Annotated in this window: 17 protein-coding genes; 8 read left to right on the forward strand and 9 right to left on the reverse strand. The window is 71.9% G+C overall.

Features of this window, described 5'->3' with window-relative positions; translation table 11 throughout:
• Window position 1: 1 nt before the first annotated feature.
• Entirely contained in the window at window positions 2-2,410 is a 2,409-nt protein-coding gene (locus ASD10_RS11750) for an excinuclease ABC subunit UvrA (RefSeq protein ID WP_056608565.1), read from the forward strand.
• Here the strand turns inward: ASD10_RS11750 and ASD10_RS11755 are convergent.
• From ASD10_RS11755 to hppD, 4 genes are read right to left on the reverse strand one after another with little or no spacing between them, the layout of a single operon-like run.
• The gene (locus tag ASD10_RS11755) at window positions 2,347-3,222 is read right to left on the reverse strand and encodes a phenylalanine 4-monooxygenase (protein ID WP_056608569.1); all 876 of its coding nucleotides are present in this window, start codon (window positions 3,220-3,222) and stop codon (window positions 2,347-2,349) included. The two genes, ASD10_RS11750 and ASD10_RS11755, sit on opposite strands and share 64 nt — an antisense overlap.
• Window positions 3,223-3,231: 9 nt before the next feature.
• Window positions 3,232-4,359, reverse strand: a complete 1,128-nt coding sequence (locus tag ASD10_RS11760; protein ID WP_235501840.1) for a fumarylacetoacetate hydrolase family protein — start codon at window positions 4,357-4,359, stop codon at window positions 3,232-3,234.
• Window positions 4,356-5,534, reverse strand: a complete 1,179-nt coding sequence (locus ASD10_RS11765) for a homogentisate 1,2-dioxygenase (protein ID WP_056608572.1) — start codon at window positions 5,532-5,534, stop codon at window positions 4,356-4,358. Before ASD10_RS11765 ends, ASD10_RS11760 begins: the two co-directional genes overlap by 4 nt.
• Before the next feature lie 2 nt (window positions 5,535-5,536).
• On the reverse strand, window positions 5,537-6,736 hold the full coding sequence (gene hppD, locus ASD10_RS11770) for a 4-hydroxyphenylpyruvate dioxygenase (protein ID WP_056608575.1): 1,200 nt from the start codon (window positions 6,734-6,736) through the stop codon (window positions 5,537-5,539).
• Window positions 6,737-6,857: 121 nt separating this feature from the next.
• Here hppD and ASD10_RS11775 point away from each other — a divergent pair, with 121 nt between their 5' ends.
• Window positions 6,858-7,355 carry an Lrp/AsnC family transcriptional regulator gene (locus ASD10_RS11775; protein WP_200938254.1) on the forward strand — a complete coding sequence of 166 codons (498 nt, stop codon included), beginning with the start codon at window positions 6,858-6,860 and terminating at the stop codon, window positions 7,353-7,355.
• Here ASD10_RS11775 and ASD10_RS11780 read toward each other — a convergent pair.
• Entirely contained in the window at window positions 7,339-8,133 is a 795-nt protein-coding gene (locus tag ASD10_RS11780) for a MerR family transcriptional regulator (RefSeq protein WP_056608581.1), read from the reverse strand. The two genes, ASD10_RS11775 and ASD10_RS11780, sit on opposite strands and share 17 nt — an antisense overlap.
• 47 nt (window positions 8,134-8,180) lie before the next feature.
• Here ASD10_RS11780 and ASD10_RS11785 point away from each other — a divergent pair, with 47 nt between their 5' ends.
• Entirely contained in the window at window positions 8,181-8,525 is a 345-nt protein-coding gene (locus ASD10_RS11785; protein ID WP_056608584.1) for a nuclear transport factor 2 family protein, read from the forward strand.
• A gap of 3 nt (window positions 8,526-8,528) precedes the next feature.
• Here ASD10_RS11785 and ASD10_RS11790 read toward each other — a convergent pair whose 3' ends face one another.
• A complete protein-coding gene (locus ASD10_RS11790; RefSeq protein WP_056608587.1) occupies window positions 8,529-8,954 on the reverse strand; it encodes a nucleoside deaminase in 426 nt (141 codons plus the stop codon).
• A 17-nt stretch (window positions 8,955-8,971) separates the two neighbouring features.
• Window positions 8,972-9,727: a DeoR/GlpR family DNA-binding transcription regulator gene (locus tag ASD10_RS11795; RefSeq protein ID WP_056608592.1), complete on the reverse strand. Its 756-nt coding sequence runs from the start codon at window positions 9,725-9,727 to the stop codon at window positions 8,972-8,974.
• 29 nt (window positions 9,728-9,756) lie between these two features.
• Here ASD10_RS11795 and ASD10_RS11800 point away from each other — a divergent pair, with 29 nt between their 5' ends.
• The 4 genes from ASD10_RS11800 to ASD10_RS11815 all read left to right on the forward strand — a co-directional run bounded on the left by ASD10_RS11800 (window position 9,757) and on the right by ASD10_RS11815 (window position 12,321).
• Window positions 9,757-10,986, forward strand: a complete 1,230-nt coding sequence (locus ASD10_RS11800; RefSeq protein ID WP_200938258.1) for an MFS transporter — start codon at window positions 9,757-9,759, stop codon at window positions 10,984-10,986.
• A gap of 62 nt (window positions 10,987-11,048) precedes the next feature.
• Entirely contained in the window at window positions 11,049-11,318 is a 270-nt protein-coding gene (locus ASD10_RS11805) for a hypothetical protein (protein WP_056608599.1), read from the forward strand.
• A gap of 18 nt (window positions 11,319-11,336) precedes the next feature.
• Window positions 11,337-11,678 (forward strand): hypothetical protein, encoded by a 342-nt coding sequence (locus ASD10_RS11810; protein WP_056608602.1) that lies wholly within the window; start codon window positions 11,337-11,339, stop codon window positions 11,676-11,678.
• Window position 11,679: 1 nt separating this feature from the next.
• Entirely contained in the window at window positions 11,680-12,321 is a 642-nt protein-coding gene (locus tag ASD10_RS11815; protein WP_056608605.1) for a dihydrofolate reductase family protein, read from the forward strand.
• A 1-nt stretch (window position 12,322) separates the two neighbouring features.
• Here the strand turns inward: ASD10_RS11815 and ASD10_RS18825 are convergent, their stop codons facing one another.
• On the reverse strand, window positions 12,323-12,643 hold the full coding sequence (locus ASD10_RS18825; protein WP_157432562.1) for a hypothetical protein: 321 nt from the start codon (window positions 12,641-12,643) through the stop codon (window positions 12,323-12,325).
• A gap of 11 nt (window positions 12,644-12,654) precedes the next feature.
• Window positions 12,655-13,107: a MarR family winged helix-turn-helix transcriptional regulator gene (locus ASD10_RS11825; RefSeq protein ID WP_056608611.1), complete on the reverse strand. Its 453-nt coding sequence runs from the start codon at window positions 13,105-13,107 to the stop codon at window positions 12,655-12,657.
• 63 nt (window positions 13,108-13,170) lie between these two features.
• Between ASD10_RS11825 and ASD10_RS11830 the strand changes: the two genes are divergently transcribed.
• A complete protein-coding gene (locus tag ASD10_RS11830; RefSeq protein WP_056608612.1) occupies window positions 13,171-15,282 on the forward strand; it encodes an MMPL family transporter in 2,112 nt (703 codons plus the stop codon).
• Window positions 15,283-15,292: the final 10 nt, after the last annotated feature.

The raw sequence follows: 15,292 nt of genomic DNA on the forward strand, positions 1-15,292 counted from the left end.
AATGCAGTCATCTGGATCCATCCGCGTCCGCGGCGCCCGTGAGCACAACCTGCAGGACGTCGACGTCGACCTGCCCCGCGACTGCTTCGTCGTGTTCACCGGCGTCTCGGGGTCGGGCAAGTCGTCGCTGGCGTTCGGCACGGTGTTCGCCGAGTCGCAGAAGCGCTACTTCGAGTCGGTTGCCCCCTACGCGCGCCGCCTGCTGTCACAGGTCGGTGCGCCCGACGTCGACCTGATCGACGGCATGCCGCCCGCCGTCGCGTTGCAGCAGGCGCGCGGCGCCAGCAGCAGCCGGTCGTCGCTCGGCACCCTGAGCTCGCTGTCGGACGTCCTGCGCCTGCTGTACAGCCGCGCCGGCACCTACCCCGACGGGGCCGAGCACCTGCCGGCGTCGGCGTTCTCGCCCAACACGGCGGTCGGCGCGTGCCCGGCCTGCGCCGGCACGGGGGTGTCGCGCAGCACGACCGAGGCGCTGCTCGTCCCCGACCCCACCCTGTCGATCGACGAGGGCGCGATCGGGGTGTGGGCCAACCGCGCCTGGGTCGGCCTCAACGTGCGCCGCATGGTGACCAAGCTCGGCATCGACATCCACGTCCCGTGGCACACGCTGCCGCAGGAGGACCGCGACTGGCTGCTGTTCACCGACGAGGAGCCCCGCATGCTGCTGCAGGGCAACAAGCAGGGCGAGGCGAGCCAGTACCACGGCCACTGGTCGTCGGCCGAGAAGTTCCTGATGCGCAACCTCGCCAAGACGCAGTCGGACACCCAGCGCGAGAAGCTCGAGGCGTTCCGCGCCGAGGGCCCGTGCCCCACGTGCCACGGCAAGCGGCTGCGGCCGGCGGCCCTCGCCGTGACGTTCGCCGGCGTCGACATCGCCGAGCTGGCCGCGATGCCCCTGTCGTCGGTCTGCGCCCTGCTCGACGAGGGACTCGCGCAGCAGGCGCTCGGCACCGACCGCCACGGCGCGGCGGCCTCGTCGGCTGCGCGCTCGCTCGTCAAGGACTTCGGCGAGCGCGTCGAGGCGATCATCGCCCTGGGCCTCGGGTACCTGTCGATGGACCGCTCGAGCACGGCCCTCTCCCCCGGCGAGCTGCAGCGCGTGCGCCTCGCGGGCCAGCTGCGGTCGGGGCTGTTCGGCGTCCTGTACGTGCTCGACGAGCCGTCGGCCGGACTGCACCCCGCCGACTCCGAGGCCCTCTACGACGCGCTGCGGCAGCTCGTGGCGGCCGGCAACTCGCTGTTCGTCGTCGAGCACGACCTGTCGATCGCCCGGGCGGCCGACTGGGTCGTCGACGTCGGCCCGAGCGCGGGCGTGCTGGGGGGGCACGTCGTCTACAGCGGACCGCCCGAGGGCCTGGCCGACGTCGAGGACTCCGCGACGGCCGAGTTCATGTTCGACCGGACGCCCCGGCCCGAGCTGGCGGCGCGCGAGCCCGCGAGCTGGACGACCATGGAGCACCTGAGCCGCCACAACGTCGACGACGTCGACATCCGGCTGCCGATGGGCGTCATGACCGCCATCACGGGCGTCTCGGGCTCCGGCAAGTCGTCGCTGCTGACGGCCGTCACCGAGCGCCTGGACGACGGCGAACGGCGCATCACGGTGATCGACCAGCGTCCCATCGGCCGCTCGCCCCGATCGAACCTCGCGACCTACACGGGCCTGTTCGACACCGTGCGGCGGCTGTTCGCCGCGACGCCCGAGGCGAAGGAGCGCGGCTGGACCGCCGGGCGCTTCTCGTTCAACGTCGCCGAGGGGCGCTGCCCCACGTGCGACGGAGAGGGCTTCATCGCGATCGAGCTGGTGTTCCTGCCGACGAGCTATTCGTCGTGCCCGACGTGCCACGGCTCGCGCTACAACCCCGAGACCCTCGAGGTCACGTACAACGGGCGCGACATCGGCCAGGTGCTCGCGATGACCGCCGTCGAGGCCGTCGAGTTCTTCGCCGACGTGCCCGCCGTGCTGCGGTCGTTGACGACGTTGCTCGACGTCGGCCTGGGCTACCTGACCTTGGGGCAGCCGGCCACCGAGCTGTCAGGCGGCGAGGCCCAGCGCATCAAGCTCGCGACCGAGCTGCAGCGGCCCAGCCGCGACAACAGCGTCGTGGTGCTCGACGAGCCCACGGGCGGCCTGCACCCCGTCAACGTCCGCGACCTCGTGCGCGTGCTCGGGCGCCTGGTCGACGCCGGCGACACCGTCATCGCGGTCGAGCACGACATGCAGGTCATCGCGGCGGCCGACTGGGTCGTCGAGATGGGACCGGGCGGTGGCGACAAGGGCGGCACGGTCGTCGCGACCGCGACCCCGAAGGACCTGCTCGACGACCCCGCCAGCGTCACGGCGCCCTACCTCAGGCGGGCGATCGAGTCGTCGTCGCAGGAGTCCCAGAAGCCGCCGACGACGTCCTGAACCTCGGCGAACGAGCGGGCCGCGAACAGCACCTCCTGGTAGTGGGTGATGTCGTAGTCCTGCGTGCCCATCGCGGCGACGTCGAGCGGCAGGATCGTCATGGAGCGGAACTCCTCGATCTCGCCGGGGCTCGACAGGATGCCCGCACCGAACGCCTTCAGCCCGTCCGCCTCGTGCACGACGCCGAACTCGAGGGTGAACCAGAAGACCCGGCTGACGAACTCGAGCGCCTCGGCGCTCTCGACCCGTCGTGACGCCGCGCCGGCCGCCTCGTACAGCTCGGTGAAGCGCGGGTCGGCGAGCGTGTTGCCGTGGCCGACGACCTCGTGCAGCACGTCGGGCTCCGGCGTGTAGAGCGGCACCGAGTGGTGGCGCACGTACTGCGTCGCCCAGAACGAGTGGTCGGCCAGGGCCCCGTAGAACTCGCGCAGCGGCACGAGCCCCGCCGCGGGCCGGTAGCGGAACCCCGTGAGCGGCTCGATGCCGTCCGAGAGCTCCTCGAGCTGCGGCACCCGGTCGGTCGGCAGCCCCAGCGCCTCCTTGCCGTCGAGGAACTCGCGGCACGCGTACGTCTCGTGCTTGTCGCGCAGGTCGTCGCACACGACGCGCCACACCTCGTGCTCGTCGTCGGTGTAGTCGACGACGGGGGCCGGCTCCCCCGGCGTCCACCGGTCGGCGGTCGTCGCGATGACGTCCCGGCGCCGGCGGTACACGGGGTCGTCCATCCCGGGGTGCCCCTCGCCGAGCTGGACCGTCAGGCTGCCGTCGCCCGCGTCGACGACGGGGGCGAAGTACTGGCCTTCTTCGAACATGCGCGCTCCTCAGGGGATGATGGTGCCGGTGACCTCGCCGACCTGCAGCTCGCGACCGTCCGCGAGGCGGGCGACCGCCGAGATCGTGACGGTGTCGCCGTCCGCGAGGTACGTCGAGTCGTGGTGCAGCTCGAGCAGCGAGCCCCACTGGTCGTGGGCGGGACCGCTGACGGTGCCCGACGCGAACAGGTCGCCCGTGCGCAGCGACGCGCCGTTGACCGTCAGGTGGGCCAGCATCTGCGCGGGCGTCCAGTACGTCGACGCGAACGGCGGCCGCGACACGACCGTGCCGTCGATGCTGACCGACAGCTCGAGGTCGAGCGTCCACGCGTCGTCGGCGCGCAGGTAGTCGGCCGGCACCGGCACCTGCTCGGGTGGGGCGGTGCGGGCGTCGTCGAGCGCCGCCAGCGGCACGATCCACGGCGACACCGACGTCGCGAACGACTTGCCGAGGAACGGGCCGAGGGGCACGTACTCGAAGGCCTGGACGTCGCGGGCCGACCAGTCGTTGACCACGCAGATGCCGAACACGTGCCGCTCGACGTCGTCGACCATGACCGGTCCGCCGTGTCGCGACGGCGCGCCGACCACGAAGCCGATCTCGGCCTCGAGATCGAGCTTGGCGGTGGGCCCGAACGTCACGGCGTCGCCGGCCCTGCGCAGGCCCGCCGGACGCCGCACGGGCGTGCCCGACACCACGACCGTCCCGGCCCGCCCGTGGTAGCCGATCGGCAGGTGCTTCCACGCCGGCGACAGCGCCTCCCCGCCGGGACGGAGGATGCGCCCGACGTTGGTGGCGTGGTGCTCGGACGCGTAGAAGTCGACGAAGTCGGCGACCGAGAACGGCAGCACCAGCTCGACGTCGACGGCAGGGACGAGGAACCGTCCGGCCGCGGGTACGTCGACGAAGCCGAGCAGTGCCGACCGCACCTCCGCCCAGGCGGCGGAGCCCGCGCCCAGCAGCGGGTCGAGCGTGCCGTCGGCGAACAGCGACGCCCGCTCGGGCACCGCGTGGGCCGCCGCGGCCGTCAGGTCGAGGACGTCCGTGCCGACGCCGACGCCGACGCGCGGGCGCTTCTCGCCCGGACCCACGAACGAGCAGTACGGCAGCGTCGTGCGACCGAAGTCGGTGCTCACCGGTTCCACGACCAGGCGTAGGCGCCGTCGTCGCACGCCGTGCCGGCCTCGCCGAGCTCCAGCGGCCGGAACGTGTCGACCATGACGGCCAGCTCGTCGAACGACTCCGCGCCGAGGCTCGCCTCGATCGACGACGGCTGGGGCCCGTGCGAGTGGCCGCCGGGGTGCAGCGACACCGAGCCCCTGCCGATGCCCGATCCCTTGCGCGCCTCGTAGTCGCCGTCGACGTAGAACATGACCTCGTCGGAGTCGACGTTGGAGTGGTAGTACGGCACCGGCACGGCGAGCGGGTGGTAGTCGACCTTGCGGGGCACGAAGTTGCAGATCACGAAGTTGCCGCCCTCGAACACCTGGTGCACCGGCGGCGGCTGGTGCACGCGACCCGTGATGGGCTCGAAGTCGGCGACGTCGAAGGCGTACGGGTAGAGGCAGCCGTCCCACCCGACGACGTCGAAGGGGTGCTGCGGGACGACGTGCACGGTGCCCGCGAGCCCGCCCGGGCCGGAGCCGCGGTGCTTGATGAACACCTCGACGTCCGTCTCGTCGCGCACCTCCGGCTCGGTCGGACCGCGCAGGTCGCGCTCGCAGTACGGGGCGTGCTCGAGCAGCTGACCGTACCGCGACAGGTAGCGCCTGGGCGGCGCGATGTGGCTGTTGGCCTCGATGCAGTAGGCCCGCACCGGGCCGTCCGGCACCCACCGGTGGGTCGTGGCCCGGGGCACGACCAGGTAGTCGCCGGGCCCGAACCGCAGGTGCCCGAACACCGTCTCGAGCGTGCCGGTGCCGGACTCGACGAACACGCACTCGTCGCCCGTGGCGTTGCGGTACAGCGGCGACACGGCGGAGGCGACGACGTACGAGATGCGTACGTCGGCGTTCCCCAGCACCAGCCGCCGGCCGGTGACGACGTCGACCCCGTCACCGGAGGCGAACAGGTCGTGCAGCCTGAGGTGCCGTGCGAGCAACGGTTGGTTGGGGGTCGTCGACTGGTCGGGCAGCTCCCACGTGCGGGCGTCGACGATCGCCGACGGCACCCCGCGGTGGTACAGCAGCGACGAGTCGGACGAGAAGCCCTCCTCCCCCATCAGCTCCTCGCGGTACAGGGCGCCGTCGGGGCTGCGGTGCTGGGTGTGACGCTTCGGCGGGATGCTGCCGGCGTGCCGGTAGTGCGCCACCGTCAGAAGTTCCCGCGCAGCGCCTGCTCGCGCTCGATCGCCTCGAACAGCGCCTGGAAGTTGCCCTTGCCGAAGCCCAGCGACCCGTGCCGCTCGATGATCTCGAAGAACACCGTGGGACGGTCGCCGATCGGCTTGGTGAAGATCTGCAGCAGGTAGCCGTCCTCGTCGCGGTCGACCAGGATGCCGCGCTGCTGCAGCTGCTCGATCGGCACCCGCACCTCGCCGATGCGCTCGCGCAGCGCCGGGTCGGTGTAGTACGAGTCGGGGGTGTCGAGGAACTCGATGCCGGCGGCGCGCAGACGGTCGACGGTGTCGAGGATGTCGCTCGTCGCCAGGGCCAGGTGCTGGGCGCCCGGGCCCTGGTAGAACTCGAGGTACTCGTCGATCTGCGACTTCTTCTTGCCGAGCGCGGGCTCGTTGAGCGGGAACTTGACGCGGTGGTTGCCGCTCGCGACGACCTTGCTCATGAGCGCCGAGTACTCGGTGGCGATGTCGTCGCCGACGAACTCGGCCATGTTGGTGAAGCCCATGATGCGGTTGTAGAAGTCGACCCACTCGTCCATGTGGCCCATCTCGACGTTGCCGACGACGTGGTCGAGGGCCTGGAAGATGCGCTTGGGGGCGTCGGCGGCGCGCTGCAGCGACGACGTGCGCGCGACGTATCCCGGCAGGTACGGGCCGGTGTAGCCGCTGCGGTCGACGAGGGTGTGCCGGGTGTCGCCGTACGCCGCGATCGCCGCGGTGCGGACGGTGCCGTGCTCGTCGGTGACGTCGTGCGGCTCGACGAGGATCGTCGCTCCCTGGGCGCGGGCGTGGTCGATGCAGGTGTCGACGTCGGGCACCTCGAGCGCGATGTCGGTGATCCCGTCGCCGTGGGTGCGGTGGTGGTCGAGCACGGGGCTGGCGGGGTCGACGCCACCCGTCAGCACGAAGCGGACGGCACCGCTCTCGAGGACGTACGCGTGGTGGTCGCGGTTGCCGGTCGCGGGCCCGGAGTACGCGACGAGGTCCATCCCGAAGGCCGAGGCGAAGAAGTGCGCCGACTGGGTCGCGTTGCCGACGGCCCACACCACGGCGTCCCACCCGGTGACCGGGAAGGGGTCGGTCGCGGGATCGTGCTCCACGAGTCCGACCAGCTGCTGGAGCTGGGCGAGGTCGAGGTCGGCAAGGCGTTCGGCATCCGTCAGATCGATCGTCATGTGACCCAGCACACCCCACGCCGCGGTCCTGGACAACCGACCCCTCCCGGGGTGGTCAAAGGTGCCCGTCGAGAGCATCATGGGACCTCCAAACTATCCACGATGCATGGTTGGAGATCTGATGGACCAGCTCGATGTCGCTCTCGTGGAGACCATGACGGCGAACCCGCGCATCGGTGACCTGGAGCTCTCGCGGCTCACGAAGGTCGCCCGGGCGACCGTGCAGGCCCGTTTGGCCAAGCTCGAGGCGACCGGGGTCGTCACGGGCTACGGTCCGGACGTCGACCTGGTGGCGGCGGGCAACCCGGTGCTGGCGTTCGTGACGCTCGAGATCGTGCAGGGCGCGCTGGACGCCGTCACGGTGGAGCTCGACTCGTTGCCTAACGTGCTGGAGGCGTACATCACGAGCGGCAGCGCCGACGTGGTCTGCAAGATCGCGGCGACCTCGCACGAGGACCTGAAGGACACGCTGCTGCACATCAGCCGATCCGGGTCGGTGGCGCGGTCGACGAGCGTCATCGTGCTGTCGGAGCTGGTGCCGCCGCGGATCCTGCCGATGCTGCGCAAGGGTGCGTCGGACGGGCCGACGAGGTCTCCCTCGTTCAGCCGCCCAGCCTGAACACCGGCCAGCCGATCTCGGTGCGCCAGGCGGACGCGTCGGTCGTGTCGCGGGGCCCGACCAGGTACGTCTCGCGCACGGGGCCGGACACCGCGAGGGCGTTGGCGACGACCCACGCGCCCAGCTCGCCGTACGTGACGTCGATGTCGTCGTGGTCCCCGACGTGCGTCGCGACCGCCAGCTCGACGGTCGGCAGGACGGTCGGGCGCACGCGCCCCGCGGTCGGCGGGTCGGGCGACGGACGGTGGACGAGCACGCGCCCGCGCCCCTGTGCGAACAACGCATCCTCGTAGAGCCCTCCGGGCGGTCCCGTCCGGTCGCCCACCGCCGCGTCCAGCTCGTCCATCGCCCCGGCGTACCAGGCGATGACGTCGTCGAGGGCGACGTCGTCCTCGATCGCCGCGACGGTCGTGGCGGGCACGCCCCGCAGGTCGACGTGCAGCGGCGCGATCTCGGGCTCGAGCAGGCGACGCAGCGACGACACCGCCGCCCGCGTCCGGTCGAGCTCGGCCTCGAGCCGTCCGAGGTGGCCGGCCACCCGTGCGGCGCGCGCCTCCGGGTCCGGCGAGGCGATGATGTGCCGGACGTCCGCCAGCGGCACGTCGAGCTGGCGCAGTCGGTGGATGACCTGGGCCGTCGGGATCTGGTCGACGTCGTACGACCGGTACCCCGTCAGGGGGTCGACGGAGGCGGGGACGAGCAGCTCGGCGTCGTGGTAGCGGCGCAGGGTGCGGACGCTGAGGTGCGTGAAGCGCGAGAACTCGCCGATCGCCATCATGCGTCCAGTCTTCACCCTCCCCCGGGGAGAGGGCCCACGCTGGGGGCATGACCTCCTCCGAGCATTCGATCTCCGTGCCCCACCCGATCCGCACCTTCCTGGACGCCCACGGGGCCGACGACGCGCCGGCCGCCATCCGCTGCTTCTCCCCCGATGCCGTGGTGACAGACCAGGGCGAGACGTTCCGCGGCACCGACGCGATCCTGCGCTTCCTGGGCGACGCCGGCAGCGAGTACACCTACACGTCCGAGGAGACGGGCACCGATCGCCCGGACCACGAGCACTGGGTCGTCGCGATCCGCCTGGTGGGCGACTTCCCCGGCGGCGTCGCCGACGTGCGCTACCGGTTCACCCTCGACGACGACCGGATCACCGAGCTGCACATCGGCTGACGGTCACGACGCCGTGTAGTGGTTACCGATCGCCGCGCGGATCTCGTCGTGCAGGTACGGCCCGTCGAGCGGGACCGGACGACGGACCGGCTGGGGCGCGATCGCCCCCAGCTGCTCCGACGACAGCGCGAACACGACGCGCCGCAGACCGACGCGGTCGATCACGCCCGTGCACATCGCGCACGGCTGGCAGCTCGTGAACATCGTGACCTCGGCCGCCTCGACCGGGGTCAGCTCGCGGGCGGCCCACATCGCGAGCTTGAGCTCGGGGTGCGCCGTCTCGTCACCCGTCGACCGCGCGGTGTTGCGGTCCTCGGCCAGCACCGAGCCGTCGGGTGCGGCCAGGAGCGACGCGAACGGCGCCTCGCCGTCGCGGCGCGCGCCGGCGGCCAGGTCGATGACGCGGCGCAGGAGGGTCTCGTCGTCCATGCCCCCACCCTAGGGGCTCAGCAGAGGTGGACGACGACACCGAGGTCGCGGAACATCGCCACCAGGTCGTCCGGTGCGTCCTTCGTGGTGACGAGGTGCGTCAGGTCCTCGGGGCCGGCGAACCGGAACGTCGACGAGCGACTCAGCTTCTCGGCGCCCGCGACCAGGACCGTCCGGCTCGACGCCGCGATGACCGCCCGCTTGAGCGCGGCGTCCTCGAACGTCGTCGACGTCAGCCCGTGCGTCGACGAGGCCGAGCACGCACCGATCACCGCGACGTCGGCCCGCACGTCGCGGACGGCCTCGAGGCCCGCGACCGTCATGGCGAGGTTGTCGGTCTCGACCGGGCCGCCCGGCACCGTGACGTAGGCGCCGGGTCGTGACGCGAGGGCGGCCGCGGCGTGCAACGACAGGGCGAGCGCGGTGACCGGACGTCCCGCCAGGCACCGGGCGACCTCGAGGCACGTCGTGCCGTTGTCGACGATGACCGACTCGTGGTCGGCGACGAGGCCGGCGGCGACCTCGGCCAGCGCGAGCTTGGCGTCGAGGTCGCTGTCGAGGCGGGACGAGAACGGCAGGGGGCTGCCGCGCTTGAAGGCCTGGCGCGCCCCGCCGTGCGTCCGGCTCAGCGCGCCGTGCGACGCGAGCTCGGCGAGGTCGCGGCGGATCGTGACGGCCGAGGCGCCCGTCAGCTCGACGAGATCGGCCACCAGCACCTCACGGCGACCGCTGATCGCGTGGATGATCGCCTTGTGTCGAAGTGATCGCTGCACGTGATCATCCAATCACCTACGGTCGTGCCGTGACATCCACCTCCGCACCGTCCTCGGCCGATCGACGCGGCCGTCTGGGCGCCTCCCTGATGTTCTTCACCAACGGCGTCCTGTTCAGCGCGCTGCTGCCGCGGTATCCCGAGATCAAGGCGCACTTCGGCCTGAGCGACACGCAGTTCGGGCTGACGGTCGTGGCGTTCGCGGCCGGTGCGATCTGCGCCGCGGCCGCTGCCGCTCCGATGATCCGGCGGTGGGGCGCCACCCGGGTGACGTGGGTGGGCTCGATCGTCCTGGCGACGACGATGGCGGTCGCGGGCGGGAGCCCCAGCGCGTGGGTGTTCGCCGCCGCGCTCTTCGCCGCCGGCCTGACCGACGCGATCGTCGACGCGGCGCAGAACGTCGCCGGCATCGCGGTCGAGAAGTCGTACGGACGGTCGATCATCAACTCGCTGCACGCGGTGTGGAGCCTCGGCGCGGCGACCGGAGGCGTGATCGGCGCGGTGTCGGCGGCTCTCGACGTCGGCATCGGGGTACAGATGGTCGTCAACGGGACGGTGTGGAGCATCGCCGCGCTGGTCGCGAGTCGCCTCGTGACGTCCGGGGCCGCCGCCCAGCCCGTCGTCGACGCGCCAGCTGCGACGGCAGCGGCCGAGGCGGGCTCGCCGCGAGCGTGGCGCCTGCTCGCGCCGCTGGTGCTGCTCGCGATCTGCGGCACGCTGATCGAGGACATCGCCAACAACTGGTCCGTGCTGTTCATGCGGGACGAGACGACCGCTCCGGTGGCCGTCGCCGGTCTGGCCGTCTCCGTGATGATCGGTGCCCAGTTCGTCGGCCGCCTGCTGGGCGACCGGATGACCGACCGGTGGGGACGCGAGGGCGTCGCTCGCGCCGGCGGTGTCCTGATCGGCCTCGGCATGGTCGTCGCGGCCACCAGCCCCACGGCGGCGGTCGCTCTCGTCGGGTTCGCCCTGGCCGGCTTCGGCAGCGCGACGCTCGTTCCCGCGGCCTTCGCCGCAGCCGACCGGGTGCCGGGCCTGTCACCGGGCACGGGAGTCGCGATGCTCGGCTGGCTGATGCGGCTCGGGTTCCTCGTCACGTCACCGTGCGTCGGGGCGCTGTCCGACGCGACCGACCTGCGCGTCGCCCTCGCGATCCCGGTCGGCGCGGGCGTCGTCGCGGCGGTCATCGCGCACCTCGCGTCGAGGAGACGCCACGCGGCTCGAGCGGATGTGGTGCCGGGTGACATGCTGGAACCCTGAACGTCGCCCGGACCCCGCGACTCGTCACCCCACGAGAAGCGAAGAGAGTCCGCGATGCAGCAGTGAGCGCCACCGTGATCTACGAGTTCGAGAGCCGGGCGAGCGCCGAGGCCGTCGCGGCGGCGGTGATCCTGCTGCCCGAGGTGGTGCGGATGTCGCTCTCGCGTGACCCGGCCGTCGTGTCGGTCGACATCGACCTGGACGACCCGTCGGGCTTCGACCGGGTGACCCGGACGATCGACGCGGTCGCCCCGAGCGCGCGGCGATCGTTCGCCCAGCGGAGCGCGGACGTGCTGAACCGGGCCATCACGCACCACGAGGACGACGTCTGACTCTGGCAGTCTTGGTCCGTGCGCCAGGAACAGGACTACTTCAACCGCCGGGTCGTCGTCGACGACGCAGCGGTGTGGGTCACCCTGCGCCCCCGCGGCAGCGAGCTCCGTGACCTGACGAAGGGTGTCGAGGTCGTCCACTGGTTCAGCGCCCTCCCGGGCGTCGTCAGCATCGTCGGATGGGTGCTCCACCACACCGTGTACCGCAGCCGGTGGCTCGTCGACGCCGACCCCGTCCTCCGCCTCGAGCCGATGCCCAAGCGCGCGGCGGAGCGCGCGTTCCTCGATCTGCTCGACTGGTTGCAGAACGGTCGACCGCCGGCCGAGTTCGTCCCCACTCCCCCCATCGAAGGAAGCTGACATGACCCGTGTGCGCGTCGACCTGAACATCTCGCTGGACGGGTACGCCTCGGGTGGTCAGAGTGCCGAGAACCCGATGGGCGAGGACTGGGGCCGACTCATGGACGCCTACACCGCCACCCGCACGATGCAGCAGCGGGTGTTCGGCGACACCACCGGCGCCGGCACCACGGGTGTCGACGACGCCTACGCCGCCGCGTACTTCGAGGGCGTCGGCGCCGAGATCCTCGGCGCCGGCATGTTCGGCCTCCACGCCCATCCCGACGACCCGGCCTGGCAGGGCTGGTGGGGTGACGAGCCCCCGTTCGGCATGCCGGTGTTCGTCCTCACCCACACGGCGCCCCGTCCGTCGTTGACCTTGGGTGGGACGACCTTCCACTTCCGCGACGCGCTCGTCGACGAGGTGCTCGCCGAGGCCGTCGCGGCGGCGGACGGCCAGGACGTCCGCATCGGCGGCGGCGTCGGCACCGCGCGCGACTTCCTGCAGGCGGGCCTCGTCGACGACGTGCACCTCGCGATCGCCCCGATCGTCCTCGGGCGAGGTGTCCGGGTGTGGGGCGGGCTGGGCGGCCTCGACCTCACGCACCGGGTCACGACCGAGATCGCCGAGAGCGGCACGACCCACGTGACGTTCCGGCGCTAGCTCAGTCGCCCCGCCGCTCGGGCGGGGGCGAGATCAGCAGAGGGCCGGCCCGACCGGGGAGGTTGAACTCGCCACCGGCGCGCCAGCGCCCCACGCCGGCCAGCACGAGAGGCACACCTCGGCAGACCAGGAGGGCGGCCAGACCGAGCTGGAACGGGTCGACCACGCCCAGTGCGAGGCACATCGTCGACCACCCCACGCCGAGCGTGATCGCGACGATGCCCCAGATCGCGCTGTTCCTGAACGTCCGCTCCTGCCGAAGACGTCGGGCTCGCGCCCTGTCGGCAGCAAGCCACCGGCGCAGTGACCGTCCGCGTGTCATCGGTCCCCTCGTCAGCTCGTGAAGACGGCGAGGATGGCGTGCAGGTCGACGTTCATCTGCTCGGACGTCGCATCGTCGATGCCCATCGCTGCCGGGGTGAAGGCGGCGCGGACGTCGGGCGTGACCCGGTCGAGCAGAGCGCGTCCCGCGGGCGAGGCGTGCACCGCGATCGGCAGGCCCGGGCCCGGGGGCGGGGTGCGCTCGATGAGTCCGCGCTCCTCCATCGTCCGGAGCATCTCCCCCACCGACTGGGGCGTGGCGAGCACCTCGCGGGCCAGCGCGGCCTGGCTGAGACCCGGCTGCTCCACGAGGTGGAGCAGGACGCTGAAGTGCGACGGCGCGAGGTCGTGGGGGGCCAGCGTGGCGGCGAAGACGCGACTCATCGCGTGGGAGACCCGCACCAGGGTGAGAGCCGTGAAGGCATCGGGGTCTCCGCCGCTCCAGCCATCACGTGCCTCGATCATGAGTCGAGTGTAAGGTCCCTGATAGCCATCAGGTTCCTTATACCCACGGACGGACATCGTCGCATGCGCGCTCTCACCACCCTGGTCCTGAAGCACCGGATCGTCGTCGCACTGACGTGGTTGCTCGTCGCGGTGGCGGGTGCCGTCACCGCCCCCACGACGGTCGACCGGCTCTCGTTCGACTTCGCCCTGCCGGGCCAGGCGGCGTACGAGACCAACGAGCAGATCATCGAGCAGTTCGGCAACGGCGGGCTGAATGATCCGCTGCTGCTCGTCGTGAAGGGCGACGGTGCCGCCGAGCGGGCCGGCGCGGTGGCGGACGCCGCCCGTGACGCCGTGCCCGGCACCCGCACCGTCGCGCCGGGCGACGACGGCGCCGACGTGCTGGCCGTGAGCGGGGACGAGGCGGTGGCGGTGGCCTATCCCCCGGTCGTCCCCGGTGCCGATCCGTACCTGGAGGCGGCACCAGCCCTCGAGAAGATCGCCCAAGGTGCGTCGTCCGACGGCGTCGAGGTCACCCTGACGGGGTTCAGCGTCCTCGAGGAGGGCGGCGGCGGAGACCGCAGCATCCTCTTCGAGATCCTGCTGGGCGGCATCGGTGCCTTGGTCGTCCTGGCCCTCGTGTTCGGGTCGCTGCTCGCCGGGCTGCCGCTGCTCGTGGCGGCGTTCTCGATCCTCGGCACGTTCCTGGCGCTGTTCGGGCTGACCTACGTGACCGACGTGTCGGCCGTGGTCGAGTACCTCATCGCGCTGATCGGTCTCGGTGTGGCGATCGACTACTCGTTGCTGGTCGTCACGCGCTGGCGGGAGGAGCGCGCCAAGGGCCTCGACAACGACGACGCCGTGCGCACGGCGATGGCGACCGCGGGTCACTCGGTGCTGTTCAGCGGCGTGACGGTCGCCGTGTCGCTGGCTGCTCTCGTGCTCGTCCCGATCCCGTTCCTGCGCAGCATCGGTCTGGGCGGGCTGCTGATCCCGCTGTTCAGCGTCGCGATCTCGCTGACGCTCGTGCCGGCGCTGCTGAGCGCGATCGGTCCGAGGCTCAACTGGCCGCGGCGCAAGCCCGCCGTCACGCGCAGCAGGCTGTGGGCACGCATCACGACCGGCGTGCTGCGCCACCGTTGGCTCACGGTCGTCGGCTCGGTCGCCGTCCTGCTGGCCCTGGCCGCCCCGGCGCTGAACCTGACGCTCGGGACGCCGCAGGTCAGCGGCGTGTCGTCCTCGACCCCTGCGTCGTCGGCGCTGACGTCAGCGGTGTCGGCCGGACTGCCGGACGGCGTGGTGCGTCCGACCGAGGTGCTCGTCGAGGACGCCGACGCCCCCGCCGTCCTCGACCGGCTCCAGCGCGTGGACGGCGTCGCGGCTGCGACTGCTCCGACGTCGGACGGCTGGACCGTCGACGGGCAGGCGCTCCTGCAGGTCTGGACGACCGCCGATCCGTCCAGCGACGCCGGGCGCGCGACGCTCGACCGGGTCCGCGACGTCGCCGACGACACGGGCGCCCGCGTGGGCGGCACGCCCGCGGAGGACGCCGACTTCGTCACCGCCGTCTACGGCGACGTCGTCTGGGTCGTGCTGGGGGTCGCGATCGTGACGTTCCTGCTGCTGGCACGCGCCCTGCGATCGCTGTGGTTGCCGATCAAGGCGCTCGCGCTCAACGTGCTGTCGCTGGCCGCGGCCTACGGCGTGACGGTGCTGATCTGGCAGGACGGCTTCGGGTCGGAGCTGTTGTTCAACCAGTCGGCGTCCGGCGTCATCACGATCTGGGTGCCCATCGCGGCCTTCGCGTTCCTGTTCGGCCTGTCGATGGACTACGAGGTGTTCCTCCTGTCACGGATGCGCGAGGAGTACGACCGCCTCATGGCACCGGATGCCGAGGAGGTGATCGACGCACGCACCGCGACCGACCGTGCCGTCGTCGAGGGCATCGCCAACACCGGACGCCTCGTCACCTCCGCCGCGCTGATCCTGTTCTTCGCGTTCATCGCCCTCTCGACCGTCCCGACCGTCGAGGTCAAGGTGCTGGCCACGGCGTTGGCGCTCGGCATCGCGATCGATGCACTCATCGTCCGCGGCCTGCTGGCGCCGGCACTGGTCGGCGTCCTCGGCCGTGCCAACTGGACCATGCCACGTGCCCTCCGGCGCGTGCTCTTCCTGCCCGACGAGCCCCACTGAGGCGTGGTCA

Source organism: Aeromicrobium sp. Root472D3, assembly GCF_001426485.1.
Taxonomy (GTDB): Bacteria; Actinomycetota; Actinomycetes; order Propionibacteriales; family Nocardioidaceae; genus Aeromicrobium.

Coding starts and splice junctions, on each gene's coding strand:
- ASD10_RS11750 (WP_056608565.1), top strand. CDS start 2: ATGCAGTCATCTGGATCCATCCGCGTCCGCGGCGCCCGTGAGCACAAC.
- ASD10_RS11755 (WP_056608569.1), bottom strand. CDS start 3,222: ATGTTCGAAGAAGGCCAGTACTTCGCCCCCGTCGTCGACGCGGGCGAC.
- hppD (WP_056608575.1), bottom strand. CDS start 6,736: ATGACGATCGATCTGACGGATGCCGAACGCCTTGCCGACCTCGACCTC.
- ASD10_RS11775 (WP_200938254.1), top strand. CDS start 6,858: ATGGACCAGCTCGATGTCGCTCTCGTGGAGACCATGACGGCGAACCCG.
- ASD10_RS11780 (WP_056608581.1), bottom strand. CDS start 8,133: ATGATGGCGATCGGCGAGTTCTCGCGCTTCACGCACCTCAGCGTCCGC.
- ASD10_RS11785 (WP_056608584.1), top strand. CDS start 8,181: ATGACCTCCTCCGAGCATTCGATCTCCGTGCCCCACCCGATCCGCACC.
- ASD10_RS11790 (WP_056608587.1), bottom strand. CDS start 8,954: ATGGACGACGAGACCCTCCTGCGCCGCGTCATCGACCTGGCCGCCGGC.
- ASD10_RS11815 (WP_056608605.1), top strand. CDS start 11,680: ATGACCCGTGTGCGCGTCGACCTGAACATCTCGCTGGACGGGTACGCC.
- ASD10_RS18825 (WP_157432562.1), bottom strand. CDS start 12,643: ATGACACGCGGACGGTCACTGCGCCGGTGGCTTGCTGCCGACAGGGCG.
- ASD10_RS11825 (WP_056608611.1), bottom strand. CDS start 13,107: ATGATCGAGGCACGTGATGGCTGGAGCGGCGGAGACCCCGATGCCTTC.
- ASD10_RS11830 (WP_056608612.1), top strand. CDS start 13,171: ATGCGCGCTCTCACCACCCTGGTCCTGAAGCACCGGATCGTCGTCGCA.